Annotated in this window: 20 protein-coding genes and 1 pseudogene; 4 read left to right on the top strand and 17 right to left on the bottom strand. The window is 60.5% G+C overall.

Translation table 11 applies throughout. The features are described 5' to 3' along the window. Window position 1: 1 nt before the first annotated feature. From HMPREF3153_RS07705 to lspA, 3 genes are read right to left on the bottom strand one after another with little or no spacing between them, the layout of a single operon-like run. Window positions 2–577 carry a hypothetical protein gene (locus tag HMPREF3153_RS07705; protein WP_046645234.1) on the bottom strand — a complete coding sequence of 192 codons (576 nt, stop codon included), beginning with the start codon at window positions 575–577 and terminating at the stop codon, window positions 2–4. Beyond that, on the bottom strand, window positions 574–1497 hold the full coding sequence (locus HMPREF3153_RS07700) for an RluA family pseudouridine synthase (protein WP_070420498.1): 924 nt from the start codon (window positions 1495–1497) through the stop codon (window positions 574–576). Before HMPREF3153_RS07700 ends, HMPREF3153_RS07705 begins: the two co-directional genes overlap by 4 nt. Continuing rightward, window positions 1481–1996: a signal peptidase II gene (gene lspA, locus HMPREF3153_RS07695; protein ID WP_049063111.1), complete on the bottom strand. Its 516-nt coding sequence runs from the start codon at window positions 1994–1996 to the stop codon at window positions 1481–1483. Before lspA ends, HMPREF3153_RS07700 begins: the two co-directional genes overlap by 17 nt. A gap of 33 nt (window positions 1997–2029) precedes the next feature. On the opposite strand from lspA, the gene HMPREF3153_RS07690 reads away from it, so the two are divergent. After that, on the top strand, window positions 2030–2989 hold the full coding sequence (locus HMPREF3153_RS07690) for a hypothetical protein (RefSeq protein ID WP_070420497.1): 960 nt from the start codon (window positions 2030–2032) through the stop codon (window positions 2987–2989). A gap of 129 nt (window positions 2990–3118) precedes the next feature. Here the strand turns inward: HMPREF3153_RS07690 and HMPREF3153_RS07685 are convergent, their stop codons facing one another. Then, complete coding sequence (locus HMPREF3153_RS07685; RefSeq protein ID WP_070420496.1) at window positions 3119–3760, bottom strand: WKL family lipoprotein; 642 nt, start codon at window positions 3758–3760, stop codon at window positions 3119–3121. Between the two features lie 139 nt (window positions 3761–3899). Between HMPREF3153_RS07685 and HMPREF3153_RS07680 the strand changes: the two genes are divergently transcribed. Further along, window positions 3900–4817 (top strand): asparaginase, encoded by a 918-nt coding sequence (locus HMPREF3153_RS07680; RefSeq protein WP_070420495.1) that lies wholly within the window; start codon window positions 3900–3902, stop codon window positions 4815–4817. On the opposite strand, the gene HMPREF3153_RS07675 is transcribed toward HMPREF3153_RS07680, so the two are convergent. After that, on the bottom strand, window positions 4814–6205 hold the full coding sequence (locus HMPREF3153_RS07675; RefSeq protein ID WP_049063108.1) for a DNA polymerase IV: 1392 nt from the start codon (window positions 6203–6205) through the stop codon (window positions 4814–4816). The genes HMPREF3153_RS07680 and HMPREF3153_RS07675 overlap by 4 nt on opposite strands. A 186-nt stretch (window positions 6206–6391) precedes the next feature. Between HMPREF3153_RS07675 and HMPREF3153_RS07670 the strand changes: the two genes are divergently transcribed. Both HMPREF3153_RS07670 and HMPREF3153_RS07665 read left to right on the top strand, forming a co-directional pair. Beyond that, window positions 6392–7048 (top strand): GntR family transcriptional regulator, encoded by a 657-nt coding sequence (locus HMPREF3153_RS07670; RefSeq protein WP_046645229.1) that lies wholly within the window; start codon window positions 6392–6394, stop codon window positions 7046–7048. A gap of 101 nt (window positions 7049–7149) precedes the next feature. Further along, window positions 7150–8334: an MFS transporter gene (locus tag HMPREF3153_RS07665; RefSeq protein ID WP_046645395.1), complete on the top strand. Its 1185-nt coding sequence runs from the start codon at window positions 7150–7152 to the stop codon at window positions 8332–8334. Between the two features lie 71 nt (window positions 8335–8405). On the opposite strand, the gene ileS is transcribed toward HMPREF3153_RS07665, so the two are convergent. The 12 genes and pseudogenes from ileS to HMPREF3153_RS07605 form a co-directional block, all read right to left on the bottom strand. Next, a complete protein-coding gene (gene ileS / locus HMPREF3153_RS07660) occupies window positions 8406–11591 on the bottom strand; it encodes an isoleucine--tRNA ligase (protein ID WP_070420494.1) in 3186 nt (1061 codons plus the stop codon). A gap of 272 nt (window positions 11592–11863) precedes the next feature. Then, a complete protein-coding gene (locus tag HMPREF3153_RS07655) occupies window positions 11864–12061 on the bottom strand; it encodes a hypothetical protein (RefSeq protein WP_005528732.1) in 198 nt (65 codons plus the stop codon). A 70-nt stretch (window positions 12062–12131) separates the two neighbouring features. Then, a complete protein-coding gene (locus HMPREF3153_RS07650) occupies window positions 12132–13280 on the bottom strand; it encodes a DivIVA domain-containing protein (RefSeq protein ID WP_070420493.1) in 1149 nt (382 codons plus the stop codon). A 223-nt stretch (window positions 13281–13503) separates the two neighbouring features. Continuing rightward, window positions 13504–13794 (bottom strand): YggT family protein, encoded by a 291-nt coding sequence (locus HMPREF3153_RS07645; protein WP_005528727.1) that lies wholly within the window; start codon window positions 13792–13794, stop codon window positions 13504–13506. Window positions 13795–13928: 134 nt separating this feature from the next. Continuing rightward, window positions 13929–14366 (bottom strand): cell division protein SepF, encoded by a 438-nt coding sequence (locus HMPREF3153_RS07640; RefSeq protein ID WP_070420492.1) that lies wholly within the window; start codon window positions 14364–14366, stop codon window positions 13929–13931. A gap of 106 nt (window positions 14367–14472) precedes the next feature. Continuing rightward, a complete protein-coding gene (locus HMPREF3153_RS07635) occupies window positions 14473–15168 on the bottom strand; it encodes a YggS family pyridoxal phosphate-dependent enzyme (protein WP_070420491.1) in 696 nt (231 codons plus the stop codon). Then, a pseudogene (gene pgeF, locus HMPREF3153_RS07630) lies at window positions 15169–15896 on the bottom strand (peptidoglycan editing factor PgeF). 31 nt (window positions 15897–15927) lie between these two features. Beyond that, complete coding sequence (gene ftsZ / locus HMPREF3153_RS07625) at window positions 15928–17241, bottom strand: cell division protein FtsZ (protein WP_070420489.1); 1314 nt, start codon at window positions 17239–17241, stop codon at window positions 15928–15930. A 250-nt stretch (window positions 17242–17491) separates the two neighbouring features. Continuing rightward, window positions 17492–18142 carry a cell division protein FtsQ/DivIB gene (locus tag HMPREF3153_RS07620; RefSeq protein ID WP_046645225.1) on the bottom strand — a complete coding sequence of 217 codons (651 nt, stop codon included), beginning with the start codon at window positions 18140–18142 and terminating at the stop codon, window positions 17492–17494. Then, complete coding sequence (murC, locus tag HMPREF3153_RS07615) at window positions 18135–19589, bottom strand: UDP-N-acetylmuramate--L-alanine ligase (RefSeq protein ID WP_070420488.1); 1455 nt, start codon at window positions 19587–19589, stop codon at window positions 18135–18137. The genes HMPREF3153_RS07620 and murC overlap by 8 nt, the downstream gene beginning before the upstream one ends. A gap of 36 nt (window positions 19590–19625) precedes the next feature. Then, window positions 19626–20723 (bottom strand): undecaprenyldiphospho-muramoylpentapeptide beta-N-acetylglucosaminyltransferase, encoded by a 1098-nt coding sequence (gene murG / locus HMPREF3153_RS07610; RefSeq protein WP_070420487.1) that lies wholly within the window; start codon window positions 20721–20723, stop codon window positions 19626–19628. A 29-nt stretch (window positions 20724–20752) separates the two neighbouring features. Beyond that, window positions 20753–22261: an FtsW/RodA/SpoVE family cell cycle protein gene (locus tag HMPREF3153_RS07605; RefSeq protein WP_070420486.1), complete on the bottom strand. Its 1509-nt coding sequence runs from the start codon at window positions 22259–22261 to the stop codon at window positions 20753–20755. Window positions 22262–22281 lie beyond the last annotated feature (20 nt).

Genomic DNA, 22281 nt, shown 5'->3' with positions numbered 1-22281 from the left:
CTTACTCCTTCAGGGACGACAACGGGCGCACGCCAAAGGTGCCCCAGGCGGCGTCACTAGGCGCGGCTTCTACTGCTTCCACCATGTTGTTTTGCGCAATCGTACGCAAGCTATCGCCATCTGACCACACGATAACCGCATCGATCTTCGAGGGAACTTCCACCTGACCGACTCCCTGATAGGAATCGCGAAGGCGCATGATTTCCGTGTCGATGACGTCAGCCCGGCTGGCGCCATTGACAGGCTCCGGTACCGCGATGGGCGCGGCCATGCCGATGATGATCGCGTTCATTCGCGTGGCGGGCTCCACCACCGCGTTGACTTGCTGCGCGTTCAAGGATTCCCGGAAGCTCACCAGGGCGTAGGTCGGTTCGTCAGCGGTTGCCACACTGCCTGCGACGCGTTCGACGTAGTCCGCACGGGACTCGTTATCGGGCCCTAGTTGATCGCCTTGCAGGGCCACGGTGGACTTGGTGCCGAACAGGCCAAAACACAGCAGCACGAACACGACAAGTAGCAGCGTCAATACGGCCGCCGCTATACGACGCCGCCGGTAGATCTCCGGGGGGTGCTTCATCCGCGCAAAACCTCGAGTGCATGCCGCAGGTCCTCCGGGTAAGGTGCTGTGACTTCAAAGTATTTGCCGGTGCCGGGGTGAATGAACCCTAATGACACTGCGTGCAGCCACTGCCGGATGAGGCCCACCCGCTTGGCCAGGTTCGGGTCGCAGCCATACATCGGATCGCCCACGCAGGGGTGCCCCGTGGCGGACATGTGGACGCGAATCTGGTGCGTGCGGCCAGTTTCCAGGTGCACCTCGAGCAGGCTCGCCTCGCGGAAGGCCTCAAGCAATTTGTAGTGCGTGACGGCGTGCTTTCCGCCATCGACCACCGCGAACTTCCAGCCCGAGGAAGGATGCCGCCCGATGGGCGCGTCGATGGTTCCCACGATGGGATCCGGCAGGCCTTGCACCACGGCATGGTAGGTCTTGGTGACGGTGCGCTCTTTAAACGCCGCCTTGAGCTGCGAGTAAGCGCGCTCGCTGGCAGCTACGACCATCACGCCGGAGGTTCCCACGTCGAGACGGTGAACGATTCCCTTGCGCTCGGTAGGGCCGGCGTCGGCAAGCTGATAACCCGCCGCCCGCAAACCGCCAATGACCGTGGGGCCCTCCCAGCCCAACGTCGGATGCGCGGCGACACCCACGGGCTTATGCACGCAGATGACGTCGTCGTCGGCGTAGAGCACGTCCATGCCCTCAACGAGCTCTTCCTTGGGAACCACCGGCTCTTCGGGGGCGGGCATCATGACGTCGATCCAGCCGCCTGCCTCCAAGCGGTCCGACTTGCCGACGATGGTGCCGTCGACCTCGACGTCGCCAGCCGCGCACAAATCTGCGGCCTTGACCCGTGAGATGCCGATGAGCTTAGCCAACGCGGCGTCGGCACGCATGCCTTCGAGGCCCTCGGGGACCGGCAATCTACGACTCTCGCGCATCCGCTGCCCCCTTTTCGCGTTCTTCGAAGAACATCGCGATGACGAACACCACGACTCCGCAGGTAATAGATGCATCTGCCAGGTTGAACACCGCAAAGCGTCCCACGGAAATGTAATCCACCACGTGCCCAAACCAGAAGCCGGGCTCACGGAAGAGGCGATCGATGAGGTTACCGAGCGCGCCGCCTGCGATCATCGCCAGTCCGATGGCCTGCCATTTATCCCGCATCCGTGGCGCGGCGATGGCTACGCCCAAAACAAACGCCAGCTGAATAGTGGTAAACAGCCAGGTGTTGCCCTCGCCACCCATAGAAAAGGCAGCGCCGGGGTTGAATAGAAGGTAGAAGCGGAACCATCCGCCGATGACATTCATCGGCTCCCCCTCAGTGAGGATGGACAGCATGATTTGCTTAAACACTTGGTCGATGACAGCCACCGCGATAACCACCGCGGCCATCATGCCGACGAAACTCCTTCTTTTTTGACTCACCCGAATCATTCTAAACACCCCCTTCCGGTAATTTGGAATACTGTGTTCCGTGTTAAAGCTTTAGCCGCAGTTTCCATCCTCGCCCTTAGCGCCGCTCCGCTCGCCGCGTGCTCCTATGAAAAGCCGGCACCCAGCGTCGAAGAGCCCGTGGGCCTGCCTGTCGACGCCCCGCGCATCACCGTTGAATCCACCGGAACCGGGGAAAAGCGCGTGCTGACTTTCAATGACCTCGATGCAGAGCAAAAAATTAAGTACACCGTCTCGGAAGGTTTTAGCCAAGACCTGCTTAAGTCCTCCGCGGCGCAGGATTTCAATCCGGCTAAGGTCAAATCCGCGACCACCACTCTCCCACTAGAGGTCAGCGTGGACAAGGCTACGGAGAACGTCGAAGGCCAGCTGCCAGCTACCCGCAATGTCTTTGGCTCAACCGGCGTGCCGGAGTACTCCGGTGTTGCTGATGCAGCGAGCGGTGAGGGCTTCCAGTTTGGCTGGCGTGCGGTGGACTCAGGCCAGATGTCTTCACTGCGTTTGGCGGCACCGCAGAGTGGCACCGACGAGGCCCGCGGCATTACTGAGCAGGCGATTATGAAGCTGACTTCTCTGCCGGTGGTGTTCCCTGAGGATGCGATTGGCAGGGGCGCGAAGTGGACCGTGGAGTCCCGCGTTGCGGGTGAGTCGACGTTGCTGCAGACCACTACCTACACGGTGAAAGAGCTGGCCGGCGATGTGGTCAAGCTGGATGTTTCGGTGCAGCAGCGCCCTTCGCTTGGCGCCTTGTCTTTCGAAGGCCAGGCGGAGGGAACGGACCTAGCAAACAAGGAGCTTAAGGTCTTGAGCTCCACGACGGATTCCAAGGGCGAGCTCACCGTGGATCTGAAGCAGCCGCTGCCTACCGACGGCGATGTTTCCATCGACACCAAAATCATCTACGGCACCGAGGACTCCGATCTGCGCGTGGTGCACTCGACCACAACGGATCTGCAGTTCAACCCAGCCGAGTAGCCGCTAGCCGCGTGTATTCGGACGATCTTTGTGCTCGCTCCCGCGCCGCCGCGGGGCCTCAACGATGGTTCGAATGCACACCGGGCCACCGACCCAATAAAAAATCCGGGGCCACAGCCCGGATATTTCTTACTGCGCTGGTGCCTCTGCTGGTGGGACCTCGCCCTCAGCAGGAGCGCCTTCAACAGGAGCGCCCTCAGCAGGAGCGCCTTCAGCCGGTGCGCCCTCGGCAGGAGCGCCCGCACCGCCAGCAGTATCAGCGCACATCGGCGGACCCTGCTCCGGAGGGACGATGTTGGAGACCAAGATACAAGCCCAGTTCTTCGACAGCTTCCAATCGCCGTCCTCAAAGACGAACTCAACCTGGTCCGCAGTCTGCCCCTGGCCGTCAGGGGTGGAGAAGTTCACGGTGGCTAGCGCCGACTCTGGGGTGTAACCAGGCAGAACTGGGTCCACGACCTCAAAGACAGCGCCGGACTCGGCCTGCGATGCAGCCATGACGTCGAAAAGCTCCGGAGCCTGCTCCGAGCCCTGTACGGTCTTGGTCTTCTCCTCCACCGGCACGTTGGGGTCAGTTGCCTTAGCCAGGATGGCATTCAGTGCCGCTGCGTCTGGGATTTCTGCGGAGGCAATCGAGGTTTCTTCGGAGCTCGGCCTCTTCTCAATAGTTGCTGGGCCAGCTTTTTCAACTTCATCGGAAGAAGAGCAGGCTGCCAATGCGGTAGCAGCGCTCACTGCCATAATCGCGGCGCTGAGCTTGGTGAACTTCACTTTTTCTCCTCACGTTGGGTTTCGCGACGCCACACCCGACGTCGCAGTTCTTTACACCACACTACCCACGCCCCATCCATTTCAGGGCGACCCGCGCCCAGCGAGACGGCCTTTTAGGCTCAACGCTAGTGTGTAAGCCATGACTATCGCACTCATCGCCACCGGCGGCACCATCGCGTGCACCACCCAAGAAGACGGCTCTCTGGTCCCTACCGTAAGCGGCCAACAACTCGCGGATTCCCTTGACGCCGACATCGAGGTCATCGAGTTCCGCCAGCTCGACTCCAGTTCCATCACGTTGGAGGACCTCGATGAGCTGCTTGCCACGGTCCACGAGTTGCTCCACCGTGCCGAGGTCGAGGGAATCCTCATCACCCATGGCACCGACTCCATGGAAGAGACAGCCATGGCGCTGTCCATCTTCGATCCCGGCACGAAGCCGGTGGTGTTGACCGGCGCACAGCGCTCATTCGATCACCCAAACGGCGATGGCCCACGCAATCTCCAGGACGCTGTCGCGCTCATCAAACAGGCCCAGCCCGGCGTCTTCATCCAGTTCGGCGGCATGACCATCCCGGCGCGCGGTGCCCGCAAGAACCACACCTTCCATCTCAACGGTTTCGAGTCAATGCCGGTGGGCGAAGGCAGCATCTTCCCCCTCCCCCTGGCTGCGCTGGCGCAGCACCCAGTAGCCATCCTTACCGCGTATCCGGGCGCTGAAGCTGTGCTTGTCGACGCCGCCTCCTCCCACTTTGCCGGCCTCGTCATCGAAGGCTTGGGCTCAGGCAACATGGGTGCAGGGATGGGCGAAGGCGTGGCCCGCGCGCTCGATGCGGGCATCTCGGTCGTCGTCAGCACGCGTGTGCCTTATGGCAAGACCTCGCTGGCCTATGGCGGGGCCGGCGGCGGCGCCACCTTGGCGGACAAAGGCGCGATCAATGCTGGCGAGTTTCGCCCAGGACAGGCACGCATCCTGTTGGCCGCAGCCTTGGCCACGGGCACGCCCGTGGTGAAGGTTTTTGAGACCGCCGTCGCACCTAAGCAGTACGCGCGCTAGTCCTCTAACTCCGCAAACAACTCCGGCCAGGCCAGCGACTCTAGGGGGTCGGCCGGCACCAGATCGGGATCATCGGCCGCGAAGGACTTGGTGCGACCTGGCCCTGTGGCGCGCGTTTCGAATCGCACGCTCACCACACCGTGGCCTGCACCTTGAATCCAGCCGTGGCCATAGTCTGGGTGATAGACGTCCTGGGTAGCCCGCCAAGACGTATCGGGCTCGTCCTCGATACTGATTTCCACACGGGAGGTATCCAGCGAGTTGTCGGACACGCCAGCCTCGTAATCGTCATCGGCTTTGCTCGGCGGGCGCACCACCACTCGGTCCAGCTCGGGAAACAGTACGTCCTGGCGGGCAGTCTCCAGCCCCGAGTAGCTTACTCCGACCAAGCGGATGGGCCCGAGTTCGTCGGGATACCGAGCCAGCTTAAAAGCCGTGGCCTTGAGGGTTTCCAGATCATCGGTGGCATAAGGCAAGGTCGCCGAACGCGATTCGATGTGAAAGTCCGCCATGCGCAACTTGACCGAGACGGTGCGGGCACCACGGCCGTCGCGAAGCAGGCGTCGATGTGCGCCTTCGGCAGCCCTGGTGATGGCCGCATCCACCGCGCCCACCGTAAGCAGATCCTTGGAATAAGTGTGCTCCGTGGAGATCTGCTTGGCCACCGCACGCGGGGCCACGACCCTGTCATCAATGCCTTGCGCCAGTTTCCACAAGCCCATGCCAACCGTGGCGCCGAGGGAAATCTCCACTTCCTTCTGCGACATCGCCGCCAACTGCCCGATGGTCTCCACCCCAATTGCCGAAAGCTTTGTCCGCGTCACCGGCCCTACTCCCCACAGCTTGCCCACGGGAAGTGGATGGAGGATCTCCAATTGCTTCTCCACCGGGATGACAAAGGTGCCGTCAGGCTTCGCCTCGCCAGAGCCAATTTTGGCGAACTGCTTGCCCGCGCCTGCCCCGATGGAGCTAGGCAGGCCGGTCTCCTCACGAATCAACTCGCGCAGGTTATCCGCCCACTCCTTGACCTCTTCGGCCGTGGCGCCAACGAGTGCCTCGGGCTCCATGAAGGCCTCATCGATGGAGAGCTGCTCGATGAGGCCTACGTGCTCGGCGAGAATCTTGAATACTTTTTTCGACGCCGCCGAATACACCACGTGCCGCGGCTGCACCACCACGCCGCGCAAGCCAACCAGCTGCCGCGCGCGGAATGTCGGCATGGCCGAGTGCGCCCCGAAAGCGCGGGCCTCATAGGACGCGCCCGCCACGACGCCGCGCCCGCCGACACCCGCGACCAACACTGGGCGCCCACGCAGGGTCGGCCGGGTCAGCTGTTCGACGGATGCGAAAAAGGCATCCATGTCGATGTGTAAGACCCAGCGTTGCATGCACACCAGTTTAGAACATGCGTCCTAATCTTAGGGCCTTCGCAATGCCACGGCACCACCAGGAGCGAGGAGGCGTTCTTTCACAAGCAGTCATTCCATACCGGGAGTCGCGTGGGTCTCACTTGAGGTTTTGGTGATCGATATCTCACGAATTTAGCTATTTTCTAGACAGCAAGGCGCTCTTGTATGCAAGATGAATGCATGCAGAATGTAAGCACGCCAGCCGCGGAGCGCGCCTATGAATACGTCAAGCGCGCCATCATTGACGGCGACATTGATGATTCAGAAATGCTCTCCGAGGCAGCCATCGCCGCCGAACTGGGCATGAGCCGTACCCCCATGCGTGAGGCATTTCTTCGCCTCGAGGTAGAAGGATTCCTCAAGCTCTACCCCAAGCGCGGCGCCCTGGTGGTGCCGATTAGCCCGCGCGAGATTCGCGAGGTCTACGAGGCACGCATGCTTGTCGACGAGCACTCTGCCCGCCACATCTGCGGCCTCGACGACACCGAGCGAACTGTGATTGCGGACTGCTTGGACGCCACCATCGAGGAACAGTCCGCGGCTCTCGACGCCGAGGACCTGCGCACCTACACCCGCCTCGACGCACGTTTCCACCAAACCATCATGGACAACGGTGGAAATAGCCTGCTGGCTAGCCTTGGCCACTCCCTGCGCGAGCGTCAACAGCGTTTCACTGCGACCGCCATCGGGCGCAATGTGGAGCGTGCCCGCGCGTTCGTCGCGCAGCATCGCCTGCTTGCCGACGCTCTCCGTGCCGGCGACATCGACACGTATCTCACCGAACTCGACGACCATCTGACAACTTCAAGGAAACAACTGTGACAGTTTTTGCACACTCCACCCCGCAAGTCGAGGCGCCCGCTCATAAGGAAATATCTCAGCCCCTTGTGAACAAGCATTCCTGGTTTCCCGTGGCCGGGACGATGGTGGCTGTGGCCTGGGGCGGCAACGAGTTCACGCCGCTGCTGGTGATGTACCGCGAGACGTCGAACTTCTCGCAGGTCACCGTCAACGGTCTACTTGCCGCATACGTGCTGGGAATTATCCCAGCGCTGCTCGTGGGCGGCCCGCTGTCTGACCTCATCGGACGCAAACCCACCCTTTTGCCGGCCGCTCCCCTGTCTTTGATGGGGTCTTTCTTGCTTTCCATCGCGCCGCATGAGCCGCTCATCATCGCTTTGGGTCGCGTGCTCTGTGGCATGGCGCTGGGCTTGGTCATGGCGGTAGGTTCCACTTGGGTGACAGAGCTGGTATCCCGCGCGGGTGGCGATCCTGCTGCCGGTGCGCGCAAGGCGTCGCTGTGCTTGACTGCTGGCTTCCTGGTGGGTGCGGGCATTGCCTCGGTACTGGCGCAGTGGGGCCCGTGGCCGACGCACCTGGCCTACGTCCTGCATATCCTGATTACTCTCGTGACCGCGGTTTGGCTCAGCCATACGCCGGAGACCCGCCAGCCGCACCACGGGACAGTCAAGACCACCATCCTTGACCTCACCGTCCGCGAGATGCTGGAGATGCTCCACATCCCGACGGCCGCGCACAAGCGCTTCCTGCGCGTCGTGGTCCCGGTGGCACCGTGGGTCTTTGGCTGCGCGGGTGCTGCTTATGCGTTGCTTCCGCAGCTGCTTGCAAAGTCCGCGGGCCAGACTCCCATTGCTTTCTCAGGTCTCATGACGGTTATCACCCTGGGCTGCGGCGTGGGCGTACAGATGCTCGGCCGCCTTATCGACACGCACAAGTCGGCGCGCGCTTCTGCAATTGCGATGGCTGTTATTACGGTCGGCGCTTTCCTCGCGGCGATTGCGGCGCACACGCTCTCGCTTCCGCTGGGCATTGCCGCTGCGGCAACGATGGGCGCGGGCTACGGCCTGGCTTTGGTGGCTGGCCTTTCGGAGGTCCAGCGCATCGCCGGCGAGCGCGAGCTTGCGGGCCTGACTGCGGTGTACTACTCGATTTCCTACACCGGCTTCTTTATCCCCATGGCGTTTAGCGCGCTTGCGCCTTACGTGGGCTTTACCAATCTGTTCATCATCGGCAGCTGCCTTGCGCTCGTCTGCCTCGTAAACGTCATCTTTGCCTGGCGCTCGCACCTGCCAGGCACTAGACGATAGCTTCATATGCCCTCGGCATGCAGAAAAATGCCCGGAAAGGAAGTCTTCCTTTCCGGGCATTTTTCTAAGCGTTAACGTTTCAAAGCATTAACGCGTTTTACGGTTGCGGTAGCGCCCTTGACCACCTGGTGGCCCTCGAGAGGCTCGGTGACCACGGTGAATTCGGTTGCCAGGACCTCAGCCGCGATGTGGTCTGCGTGGCGGTTAGCCCACTCTTCCTTGTCAGCTGGAACTGACAAGACCACCGAAATGCGGTCATAGACCTCGAAGTCCTCGGCCTTACGGGCATCCTGGAGACCGCGGATGACGTCGGCGGCCCAGCCTTCTGCCTCGAGCTCCTCGGTGACCTCGGTGTCCAAGACAACCAGGCCGTCGACGCCGTCGATACGCGCCGTCGATGCCGGGTTCGCCGCCTGCAGACGCTCGGTGTACTCATCAGCGCCCAGAACGATATCGCCGTCAACAACAACCTCGTCGCCGCGGCGCTCGTAGTTGCCCGCCTTCAGGTTCTTGATGGCGCGCTGGACGTCCTTGCCCAAGCGCGGGCCAGCGACCTTAGCGTTGCAGACAACCTCGAAGGTGCCCACGGAATCGACGTCATCGGTGAGAACAACATCCTTCACGTTGACCTCATCGCGGATGATGTCCGCAAAGTCAGCGAGCTGCGCGGAATCAGCCATGGCCACGGTCAGCTTCGGCAGCGGGAGGCGGTTGCGCAGCTTGTTGGACTTGCGCACAGACGACGCCGCCGAAGCCACAGCGCGCGTGGCATCCATCGATGCCACGAGGCTCGGGTCTGCCGGGTAGTCCTCTGCCTTCGGGTAGGAAGCCAGGTGCACAGAGCGCTCCCCGGTCAGGCCGCGGTAGATGACCTCAGCCACGTGCGGCAGCAGCGGAGCCACCACGCGGGTGACGGTCTCCAGCACGGTGTACAGCGTGTTGAAGGCCTCCTCGTGCTGCTCCTCGCCCGCCCAAAAACGGTCGCGGGAACGGCGCACGTACCAGTTGGTGAGCACGTCCGCGAAGTGCCGTACCTCCTCGGTGGCCGCAGCGATGTCGGTGTTCGCGAGGGCGTCGTTCGTGCGCTCCACGAGGTCGTGAGTCTTGGCCAAGATGTAACGGTCAAGCACGTTCTTCGAGGAGACGTCGAAGCGGGCCTCGCGGCTCGCGTAGAGCTGCAGGAAGGTGTACGCGTTCCAGATAGGAAGGATGGCCTGGCGTACGCCCTCGCGGATACCCTGCTCAGTGACGATGAGGTTGCCACCACGCAAGATCGGGCTGGACATCAGGAACCAACGCATAGCGTCAGAACCATCGCGGTCGAAGACCTCGTTGACGTTCGGGTAGTTACCCTTGGACTTCGACATCTTCAGGCCGTCGTTGCCCAGCACGATGCCGTGCGCTACGACCTTCTTGTAGGCCGGGCGGTCAAACAGCGCGGTAGACAGAACGTGCATGACGTAGAACCAACCGCGAGTCTGGCCGGAGTACTCCACGATGAAGTCGGACGGCGAGTGAGTCTCGAACCATTCCTTGTTCTCAAACGGGTAGTGCTTCTGTGCAAACGGCATGGAACCGGACTCGAACCAGCAGTCCAGAACGTCAGGAACGCGAACCATCATCGACTTGCCAGTTGGATCGTCCGGGTTCGGGCGAGTCAGCTCGTCGATGTACGGACGGTGCAGCGACGTCGGGCGCACGCTGAAGTCAGCCTCGAGCTCGTCGAGCGAGCCGTAGACGTCCACGCGCGGGTACTCCGGGTTATCCGAAACCCACGCCGGGATCGGCGCACCCCAGTAACGGGTACGGGAGATGTTCCAGTCGCGCGCGCCCTCGAGCCACTTGCCGAACTGGCCGTCGCGAATGTGCTCTGGCAGCCACTCGATCTCGTTGTGGTTGAGCTCGACCATGCGGTCGCGGAACTCGGTGACCTTCACAAACCATGCCGGCAGTGCCTTGTAGATAAGCGGCTCACCAGAGCGCCAGGAGTGCGGGTAGGAGTGCTCGATGGTCACGTGGCGTACCACGCGGCCCGCAGCCTTCAGGTCCTTGATGATGTCCTTGTTCGCATCAAAGACAAGCTGGCCCTCATAAGGCGGGACCTGGGAGGTGAACTCGCCGTCCTCATCAACCGGGATGACCAGCTCGATGCCGTACTTCTGGCAGGTGTTCATATCGTCCTCACCAAACGCCGGAGCCTGGTGGACAACACCAGTACCGTCTTCCGTTGTAACGTAATCCGCCAGGATTACCTGGAAAGCATTCTCCAGGTCTGGGAAGAAGTCAAAGATTGGCTGATAGGTAAAGCCCTCCAGGTCCTTACCTAAGAAGCTCTTCAGGACTTCCACCTCGCCGAGTTCCTTAGCCAATGTGCCAGTCAGCGCCTCAGCCATGACGAAGGTCTTGCCCTCAAAATCGCCGTCGGTGGCCTTGAACAGCACGTAGTTGACCTCTGGGTGGACGGCCAGCGCCGAGTTAGACGGCAGGGTCCAGGGAGTCGTGGTCCAAGCGAGGAAGGCGGCGTCGCCAAGCTCAGCGTTTTCGGACAAGGTCTTTTCAGCCGCGGAGCCAGGCTTCGCGCCGGTGACCGGGAAGGTAACCGTCAGGGTCGGGTCCTGCCGCATCTTGTAGGAGTCATCCAGGCGCGTCTCCTGGTTGGACAGCGAGGTGTGCTCGGCCCAGGAGTAAGGCAGGACGCGGAAGCCCTGGTAGATAAGCCCCTTGTCATAGAGCTCCTTGAATGCCCACATGACCGATTCCATGTAGCCGATGTCCAGGGTCTTGTAGCCGTTTTCAAAGTCCACCCAGCGCGCCTGGCGGTTGACGTAGTCTTCCCACTCGCCGGCGTACTGCATGACGGATTTCTCGCAGTACTCGTTGAACTTCTCGAGGCCCATCTCCTCGATCTGGCCCTTGTCTGTGATGCCGAGCTGCTTTTCAGCCTCCAGCTCTGCAGGTAGGCCGTGCGTGTCCCAGCCGAAGACGCGCGGGACGTAATTGCCAGCCATGGTGCGGTAACGCGGAACGATGTCCTTGACGTAGCCCGTCAACAGGTGGCCGTAGTGCGGCAAACCATTAGCAAAGGGAGGACCGTCGTAGAAGATGTACTCAGGGCAATCCTTGGTCTGGTCCAAGCTGGCCTGAAAAGTTCCGTCTTCCTTCCAGAATTTCTGGACGACTTCTTCCATGTCTGGGAAACGGCTCGAGCCGCCGGTCATATCAACCTTGGGGTAAACGCCGCCAACGTTTTCGCTCATTAATCTTCCTTCACTCGTGGGCTGGTGCAGGGACGCGCCTTGCGGCTCGCGGTACCACCCTGCTTGGCGCTTGACGACGCCCACTTCGTTTCAGTGAAGGAGATTTCGGTCCCACCCGCTCGGTTCTACTGGCACTTTGTGCGTTCTTCCGAGATGCTCCCCGGTGATTGCCGGCTCAGTGCATACGTCTTCGAAGTATACCCATGCCGTCAAATTTTCACAGGCTGCGGCTCCCCCATAGGGGCAAACGGCAAGATTCGCTGGCAGGCCAGTTAGGCAGGGTACTCCCCTGCCGCCTCGTCCTGCGCAAGATCCGGTTTGCGCTTCCGGAAGCCGTCGATGATGAAGAGCACCATCCCAAGCCCCGCGGCTGCGAAGAGAAGATACAAAGACCAATCGGCAGAAGTAAGTACGAAGTTCACCAGCGCCAAGAACGCTACGAATGCCAATACGAGTGCTGCAACAAGCATGTTTTACCTCCAAAAAAGGCGCCCTCCCAATGCCATGGAAGGACGCCTTAAAGCCTAAGCCGTTAAAAGCTTACTTGCCAGCTTCACCGTTCGGTGCAGCGGTGCCGCGGGTCTCAAGCTCCTCCAGCTGGGACTCCAGCAGGGTCTTGAGGCGGGTGCGGTACTCACGCTCGAAGGTACGCAGCTCGGCGATACGAGCCTCGAGGGCCGTCTGCTGCTGCTTGACGGTGTTCATAACCTCGGTGTGCTTCTTCTCAGCGTCAGCCTGCAGGGCTGCAGCCTTCTCCTCAGCCTGGCGGATCTGAGCCTCAGCGCGGGAGTTAGCCTCGGACTCGGTCTGCTTTGCCTTAGCCTCAGCGTCAGAAACCAGCTTCTTGGAGCGGGTGTCTGCGTCGAGCAGCTGAGCGTCGAACTTCTTCTGGGCGTCGGCAAGCTGTGCCTTGGAGCGGGAATCGGCGTCGTTAAGCTGCTTCTCGGCCGCGGCGCGTGCCTCGGACAGCATGGACTCGGACTCTGCCTTTGCCTCGGAGGTGAGGCGGTCTGCCATCTCCTGAGCCAGACCCAGGACGCGAGCAGCCTGCATGTGGGTATCCGGGGTAGCCAGACCCTCCGCAGCCTTGGTGGCGGCAGCGCCTGCACCAGCACCCGCGATGCCGGAAACGGCAGCGGTCTTGGCGGAGCCAGCGTTCTTCCTGAGGTCCTCGTTCTCCTTCTTGGAAGCCTCGAGATCCTTCTTAGCTTGGGTTGCCTCTGCACGAGCTGCCTCGAGCTCACGCTTAGCCTTTGCAGCATCCTCACGAGCGGCCTTGAGCTCTGCATCGTTGTTAGAGCCAGTTGGTGCCTTGGAAATCTCAGCCTGAGCGGTCTTTGCCTGCTCCTGAGCGCGCTTAGCCTCTTCCTTGGCCTTTGCGACCTCATTCTTGGAGTCCACCAGCTTGGTCTCGTACTCTGCGCGGAGCTTGGACTCAATCTCCTTGCGGAGGGTGGCCTCGTCGGCACCCTTGTTAGCGGAAGCTGCGGCTACGCCTGTAGTAGCGCTGCCCTTGGTTTGCAGCTCTTCGACCTGAGCCTGCAGGTCATCGTTCTCATCCTGCAGCTGGGCAAGGGTGTCTTCTACGAGGTCGAGGAACTGGTCGACTTCATCCTCGTTGTAGCCACGCTTGCCAATTGGCGGCTTGCTGAAAGCGACGTTGTGTACATCAGCTGGTGACAGTGGCATTGACTTCTCTTCCCCTTCAAGTCGGTGCAACCCCGGAGGCTCCGAGGTCTTGGGAGATGCAAACACATCTAAAGGCTAACCAAAAGTTGCGCCACTAGATACGTCTACAAAGAACATGTGCGTTTAATAATACGGAATATCAGTATTGATTGTATCCAAACGCTCACATTAGCTAACGAATCGCCGAGTCTCAACGTTAACAGGAGGTTTCAATACACCCGCCTTATAGGAAAATGCTCGAGACCACCATCATCAAGACGGACAAAAGCAAGAACAAAACGATGATTGAAACATCGAGCGCAACCCCACCCATTCGCAACGGTGGGATAAGACGGCGAAGCGCCCTAACTGGTGGGTCGGTGACCATAAACAGCGGCTCAGCTAGCACCATAAACCAGCGAGGCGGGTTAAATTGGCGCGAGAAGGACTGGATCATCTCAATGATGATTCGGGCAATCAGAATCCACGAATAGATTCGCAGGATGAGGATCAGGATTATTCCAATAGTGCTCACTCGGACGAGCCTATCTGAACTACCCCCACTGATGCGGCATCCACACAATTAATTTCGCTAAAGGCGAACGCCGCCCCGCTCCCCACCAACACTTGGGGAACCGGGACGGCGCTTCGCATCTTTGACGCTGAAACTTAGCGCAGGTGTGCAGCACGCTCCAGCTCGAGAGTGGAGATGTCTGCACCCTTAGGAACAATGGCAAACACACGACGGTCGGTGTCCATACCCTTGGTCAGGTTGAGCATGCGACCTTCAAGGCCGAAGCACAGGCCAGCAGCGAAGTCGACGAAACGCTTCGCGGAAGCCTTGTCAGCATCAGTCAGTTCGAAGACAACCGCATCGCCATCACGGAACGGCGCGCCAACCTTGGCTGCATCGTCGAAGGAAACGAGGGAAAGCGCCACGATGGTCGGGACAAATTCCTCTTCCAGAGCCGGCTCAAAGGAGCGCGGTGCATAAGCGGCGGAGCCGTTGGACTCGTAGCTGCGCTCGTCGGCGTAGTAAGCGTCGTCGGCTTCGATGTCCATCGGGCCCAACCCGAAGAACTCTTTCGTCCTATCAATCAAAGACATATCTAGTCTCCCTCTGACCTAATCTGTTTTGCCCTTAACTTGGTACGAATGTTACTAATGTGAAAGCAGTAAATTGTACCTGTGAAATGCGCGTTTGCGTTGCCACTTAACCTACTGGCCGGGGTCCCATGATGCCGGTTCCGACACGCACGATATCTGTTCCCGCAGCAATCGCCTCACCCAAATCCGCGCTCATTCCGGCCGACATTTTCAGCGGACGCCCGAGGCGCCGGGCGACGTCGTCAGTCAGCGTCCGCACGCGCCCGAAGACCTCAGCAGCATCAGAGTCCAGCGGCGGAACCACCATGAAGCCCTGCAGTTCAAGGTTTACCAATTCCTCCACGAGCTCGACGAGACTCGGAACATCCGGCAGAGCCACTCCCCCGCGGGCGGTATCGCCATCGGCGGAAACCTGAATAAAAACCGGCAGCGCGTCGTCACGATCTCCAGATTCTTGTGCATTGGCGACGCCGCGATCGAGCGCCGTCGCCAGCTTCGCCGAGTCCAGAGAATGCACGCTGTGCGCCCAACGCGCCACGTGATTAGCCTTCTTGGTCTGAATCTGCCCAATCATGTGAAAGCGCACCGCCGGCAGCTCCGCGGCTTTAGCGCGCGCTTCTTGCTCGCGGTTCTCCGCCACGTCAGTGACCCCAAGCTCGGCGAGCAGCGCGACGTCGCCCGCCGGGTGGAACTTGGTCACCGGCAACAGCTGCGGCGCCTCTCGCCCGGCCGCGCGAGCGAAGTCCTCAATTTGGGCGCGAGTGCGCTCGAGCCCTGCTTGCAGTTCTTCCTTGCGGTTCATTTATACCTCCAACCAGATAACGCCTGCTTGGCGCCCAGTGATGCCTTCGCGGCGGTAGGAAAAGAAATCAGTGTCTTCGATGGTGCAGCGGGGATCCGATTCGATGTTGGTAATCCCCATCCCCATCAGTTGCCGGATAAGCCCTTTACGTACGTCCACACCCCAGGTACCCGTTTTTGTGCGGGTTTTGGCCCCGGGCAAATGCTTTTCGACGTCGTCCGCCATCGCCTCCGGTACCTCATAGTTCAGGCCCGAGGCGGCCGGCCCCATCAGGACCTGGATAGTCGAAGGAGTGGCGCCAAGTTCCAGCATGGCTTCGACCGTGTTGCGGATGATTCCGTTGCGAGCCCCGAGGCGACCTGCATGGGCTGCGGCGACGACGCCGGCGGAGACGTCGGAAAGCAGCACCGGCGTGCAGTCCGCGACGAGCACACCGAGCCCGAGGCGTTTTTCCGTGGTGATGATGGCGTCGGTGGCCTCGACCGGCGTGCCGACGTTGCCACGGTCCACGCGCGTGACGGTGTTGGTGTGGAGCTGTTCCATCCACACAATGTCGTCAAGCCCCAGCACGCGCTGCAGGCGGGCCCGGTTACTGGCGACGTCCGTCGGGTCATCGCCGACGTGATCGCCCAGGTTGAATGACTCGTATGGGGACGACGAAACCCCGCCCGCACGGCTTGTAAAACCATGCGCACGGGGCGTTGTGGTGCTTCCTCGTTTACTGGCATGCACTCCAGATTAGCGCAGTACCTTCAGCGTTTAGCGCATGAAGGACGGCACGTCAAGATCGTCGTCACCGTCATCCTGGCGGCGGTCGTCGCGGCGCTCAGCCGGACGCGACAGGCGGTAGTCGTCGCGGCGCTCCTCGCGAGAAAAACGCTCAGAGGTGGTAAACAGACCACCGTTGGAGGAATGACGCGGCCGGTAGGTCTCTGCCGGTTGTTCCTCGAAGCGAGGACGCTCTTCTTGACGCGGCTCCTCATAGCGCGGCTCTTCGTAGCGCTGCTCCTCGTAGCGCTGCTGCGGTGCAGACTGCTGGACTGGGGCAGCCTCTTCGCGGTTGTCGAAGAGGGAGCCCGGACGCTGTTGTTGCTGCTGCTGAGGTGCAACGTTAGTTGTCATGTTTGCCTGCGCATCGAAGCCAGTGGCGATGATGGTGACGCGGACTTCGTCGCCCAGGTTGTCGTCGATGATGGTACCGAAGATGATGTTGGCATCCTCGTCAGCGCGCTCCTCCACCATGGAAGCAGCGGCGTTGACCTCGTGCAGGCCAAGGTCGGAGCCACCAGCGATGGAGAGCAGGACACCCTTGGCGCCTTCCATCGTGGACTCGAGCAGCGGCGAGTTGATGGCCTGTTCAGCAGCGTTGAGCGCGCGGTTATCGCCCCGTGCGGAGCCGATGCCCATGAGTGCGGAGCCGGCATCAGCCATGACGGAGCGGACGTCAGCAAAGTCGACGTTGATCATGCCCGGGATGGTGATGAGGTTGGTAATACCCTGCACACCGTTGTGGAGAACTTCATCGGCGGCGCGGAATGCCTCGACGATGGAGAGCTCTTCGCCACCGAGCTGCATGAGGCGATCATTCGGAATGACGATGAGAGTGTCGCAGACCTCGCGCAGCTCCTCGATACCGGACATAGCCTGACGGGTACGGCGAGCGCCCTCGAACTTGAATGGACGGGTCACAACGCCGACGGTCAGCGCGCCCATCTTCTTGGCGATGGAAGCAACGACCGGGGCGGCGCCGGTACCGGTGCCGCCGCCCTCGCCTGCGGTCACGAAGACCATGTCGGAGCCTTCCAGGGCATCCTCAATCTCGGTCTTGTGGTCTTCTGCAGAGGTCTTGCCGACCTCTGGGTTAGCACCCGCGCCCAAACCGCGAGTGGCCTCGCGTCCGATGTCGAGCTTGGTGTCGGCATCAGAGAAGATCAGTGCCTGCGAGTCCGTGTTGATTGCGACGAACTGAACGCCCTTCAGGCCTTCTTCAATCATACGGTTAACGGCGTTGACACCACCGCCGCCGACACCGACGACCTTGATGTCCGCGAGGTTATTGCTAGTAGAGATCATGTGAGGGGCTCTCACCTTTCACTGTTGGTGCGTAAACGAGGATTTTGTGCGCGCAGCATTTGTTGCGAGCGGTTAGTTCCATCTTTAACGACGCGCTTGTAATTTTCGCGTTCATTTTGCCGCGTGTCGGTACCCTCAAGTAGTGGTTTAGGGTTGCTGACATGCAGGTTTTCGGATCACAAAAGCCCCACGCACCCCATCCGTTGACACTTTTTGGGGCTGCGCAGGGCTTAAGTTTTGAACGCTAATTTTATTTACTTGTGACCAATTCCGGGTTAGAAATATTCCAGTTTTGGCCCTCCATCTTTAGAATGGTTTCAAACGCCAAGGCCTTGTTCGCATTATCCTCCGAGGCGCCCCAGAAAACGGTCCGCTCGTCCTTGAGGTGGAAAGTCATCGAGTACGCGTTCTTCACCTCCAGCGACTTGACCTGCGCACGCAGGTTCTGCGGCAGCGCAGCAAGCACATCAACGGCATCGCGCATCTCCTGCGAGCCCGGCTCCGCGCTGCCGGTAATTTCCACTGCGCCCTCCGGCGGGGTATCCGTGGTGAACTCCTTACCCTCGGCGTCGATAAGCAAATTGCCCTCGCGGAAAGCCACCGCCTCATGTTCGATGACCTCGATATCGAGGGTCGATGGGAAGGCACGCGATACCGTCGCAGACTTTACCCACGGCAGGTGTGCCACTCCCGACGCCGCCGCACGAGCATCAACGCGAACCAGATTCTCCCCCACCGCTACCCCGCTGGACTCTTCCACCTGTGCAGCATCCACGTGGGAATTGCCTTGGATCTCAAAGGAGGAAACCTTAAACACTGGAAAAAGCCACACGGCAGCAGTCGCCAAAACCAGCACGGCAAGAATTCCGGCGACTATTGCGGTAATTGATTTCTTAGACATTCAGCGCCTTTAGCTCGTCCAAGATTTCTGCGGCAAGCATCGTCACTGAACCGGCGCCGATGGTGAGCACGACGTCGCCAGGCTGCACCAGCGAGACAACGTCCTGCGCCGCCTCAGAGAAGTTCGGTTCGAAGATTACCTTCATGTCTTCCGGCATCTTGTCAGTGATGATGCGAGAGGTGATCCCCTCCACCGGCTGCTCACGGGCGCCGTAGATGTCGAGGACCACGGCGGCGTCGGCAAGCGCCAGCGCCTGCGCGAACTCCTTATCGAACTCCATCGTGCGCGAGTACAGGTGCGGCTGGAAGCAAGCGATAACGCGCGCCCCCTTGCCCTCAGCCTCGACCTTCTGACGCGCTGCCGTGAGCACCGCAGTGACCTCGGTGGGATGATGCGCATAATCGTCGAAGACGCGCACTTGAGACTCGGTGCCTCGGAACTCAAAACGGCGGCGCACGCCGGTAAAGTCCGTCAGGCCCTCAGCCAGCTCGGAGAGCTCGCCGCCCGCAAGCCCGCCGGAGACAAGCGCGGCCAAGGAATTGAGCACCATGTGATGGCCCGGAATCTGCAGCTCGTAGGACAGCTCTTGGGGCTGTGCACCCGGCAATGCCACGCGCACGCGGACCTGCATTCCGATGACGGAAACCTTCTCCTCCAGAACCTCAGCCGCCAGCGGGATGGACGAGTACTTCTCCCCCGCTTCCGCACTGCCATAACCTAGGACCTGAATGCCGCGTCCGAGCGCGCGCAGGCCAGTCTGGGCAGCGTGATCATCTTCCAGGCACACAACGAGGTACCCGCTTTCTTCGATGCGATCAGCAAAATCATCGAAGACCTTGTAATAAGCCTCGGCGTTGTGGAAGAAATCTAGGTGGTCAGGCTCGACGTTGGTAATTACTGCGACGGTTGGGCTGTAACGCAGCAAGGAGGCATCGGACTCATCGGCTTCGGCCACGAATGCCGCGCCGGTTCCCGCATGGGCGTTGGTGCCTGCACGGTTGAGCTGGCCGCCGATAGCGAAGGAAGGATCCAATCCGGCCTGCTGCATCGCGGTCACGGTCATGGACGTGGTGGAGGTTTTTCCGTGGGTGCCCGCCAACAGAATCTGCTGGTGCCCCTCCATGAGCTCCGCCAGAAGGTCAGAGCGGCGGATGACCGGGATACCGGCCGCGCGAGCACCTACAAGTTCTGGATTGTCCTGTGGAATAGCGGCGAAGGAAGTCACCACAACAGTAGGCTTGTCACCTGCCAACTCAAGGTTTTCAGCTGCGTGGCCGATAGCGATCTTCACGCCCATCGTGCGCAGTACTTCCACTGGAGTGGAGGCCTTCACATCAGAGCCAGTCACGACGCCCCCGCGGTTAGCCAAGATGCGGGCCAAACCGGACATGCCGGAGCCACCAATACCCACCATGTGGACGCGGGAAAGATCGTAGGAGTTTGTCATTTACTTTTCCTTCACATTCGCTAATAAGGCCGACTTTTAGTCGGTGTGCGCTGCGCGCGAGGCTTCGTCGATCATATCCCTGATGTGATCGGCAATCGTATTGGCAACGTCGCCCGCAGAGTTAGTGGCAGCCGCCTTACGCATGGCCGCATACCGCTGCTCATCCCCAAGGGTTGCCTGTACTTCATCCACCAGGCGCTGCGGGGTTAGCTCCGCATCAAGAATCTGCACTGCAGCACCAGCCGCAACCAATTCGCGAGAGTTCAGCGCCTGCTCACCGTTTCCGATAGGCAGCGGAATGTAAATTGCAGGCACGCCGGCCGCAGTAACCTCGGCAACCGTCATGGCGCCGGAACGACACACCATAAGATCTGCCACGGCTAGTGCACCGGCCATGTCATCGATATAAGGCAGCGCAGTGTAGTGCTCAGCTTCCGCTGGGGCCACATTCTTCTTGCCATAGGCGTGAAGAACCTGGTATTTCTCCGTCAACTGCGACAACGCGCCCGCAACCGCGGTGTTGATGCTGACAGCGCCCTGCGAGCCGCCAGTAACCACGATGGTTGGACGTTCTGGGTCCAAATTCCAGCGTTCGCGTGCTGCGGCTGCGGCGCTGCCGTCGGGGTCCTCGCCCAGCCCAGGACGTACCGGAATGCCCACGACCTCGCCGGGCATGCCGGAGTTACGGTGTGCATTAAGTCCAATTCCGCCAATACGCACGCCGAGCTTATTGGCGATGCCGGAAAGCGCGTTCGTCTCCAACACGTAGAACGGCATACCCATGGACTTGGCAGCTAGATATGCCGGCGCTGCCACATAACCACCGGTTCCAAACACCACGTCCGCTTCGACCTCTTTAAGCACCTTGCGCGTCTGCAGCACGGACTTAATCAGATTGAAGGGAAGCTTGAACAGCTCAGCGTTAACCTTGCGCGGCACGGGCACTGGCGTAATGAGGCGCAGATAGACCCCACGCCCCGGAACGATGTCGCGTTCCAACCCTTTCTGGGTACCGAGCGCCGTTAATCGGGCGCCGTGGCGCTGCCTGAGCGCCTCACCCACTGCGAGTGCTGGTTCAATATGGCCTGCGGTGCCGCCACCTGCAATGACGACGGAAATGGGGGTGGAATTCATGCCCTACACGCTACCAGTGCGCCTGCTGCTTAACGGCGCTCGCCGCGCCCGTCTCGCCGATCGGCGCCACGCTGGCGGTACTCACCCCGCGGCGCCGTAGAACCGGTGTTATTCTCCCCAGCCCGCGGCTGTCGGCTCGTCACTGGGCGGCCAAAGCGTTCTTCTCGTTCCGCGTTGCGACGAGCCAATTGTCCGACTACGCCGGATTGCCCTTTCCCGCGTTTTGCTGGAGTTAGTGAAGCGTGTCGTCCCGTCTTACGCTTTGGCGCGTCACCAGCAAGCTGGGGCTCGGGGATGAAGAATAGGCGGTCGAATAGCGGGCGCCCAAAGTTCTGCATCGCCGAAATCTGTAATGGCTCGTGCCGCGCCACATTGCACAACACTCCCATCGAGCCAATAGTGATAAGAGCAGCGGTACCACCTGCAGAAATCATCGGCAGCTGAATACCAGTCACAGGCAACAAACCAATGACGTAGCCGATGTTGATAAACGCCTGGATAACCACACCCACCGTCAAAGTGGCAGCCAACAAGGATTGGAACTGGTCCTGAGCGTTTTTCGCAGTGCGCAATCCGATGTATCCCAATGCCGCAAACAGGAAAATAACGAGGACGCCGCCCCACAGGCCGAGTTCCTCCCCGATGATAGCGAAGACAAAGTCATTCTTAGCTTCGGGAAGGTAGAACCACTTGGCGCGCGACTGCCCGAGACCTACGCCCCAAAAGCCTCCGTCGGCAAGTGATAGAAAGCCCTGGTATGCCTGGAAACCTGTGCCCTGCGTATCCTCAATGTTTCCGCGAATTGCATCAAAGTAGGTATGGAATCGGTGCGAACGGAAGCCACCCGATAGGAACACAGCGAGCAAGCCCAACGTACCGAGGACCAAGACCACCGCGGGGACCCGCCAGTCAACGCCAGCGAAAATCAAAGTAAAGACCACGACCATGGCGAAAGATACCGCCATGCCAAGGTCACTCTGGGCCACGATGAGGAAGAACATCAGCCCCGAGATGATGGAATACATCATGAAGGGATCGGTCGGATGTAGCGAGCGGTGGGACTTACCGGCCAACGCAGTTGCGCCGTACATAGCCACCGTCACTCGGGCAAACTCCGAAGGCTGGAAGCCAACACTACCGATGGAAATCCACGACTGGGAACCCACGGTTTCGCGTCCGGTACCGATTCCCGGAATAAGCACCGCAATGAGCAGGAGTATTGACAGCAGCAGCAGCCACGGGACTAGTTTACGCAGCGTATAAGGCGAGATACGCAACGCCAGCCAGAACAGCACCAAGCCACCGAAGACAAGCAGGCACTGGCGGATGGCCTCTGACCAAACATTGGAAGTCTCCGTAAAGGATGTCGCCATGGATGCAGAAAAAGCCATCAGCACGCCGATGCCGATCAACGAGAAGATGATGATGCGCAGCAGCTGATAGTCCAAGCCCGGCTGAGCACGGTAGTGCTGGCGGATTTCTTGCACGCGCTGGCCGAGCGTCTTCGACGCCGGTGTTTGCGGCCGAGTGGCAGTCATGGATTCTCCTGGGGTGCGTG

The organism is Corynebacterium sp. HMSC06C06 (assembly GCF_001807295.1).
Classification (GTDB): Bacteria; Actinomycetota; Actinomycetes; order Mycobacteriales; family Mycobacteriaceae; genus Corynebacterium; species Corynebacterium striatum.
This window is presented reverse-complemented; position numbering and strand designations above follow the sequence as displayed.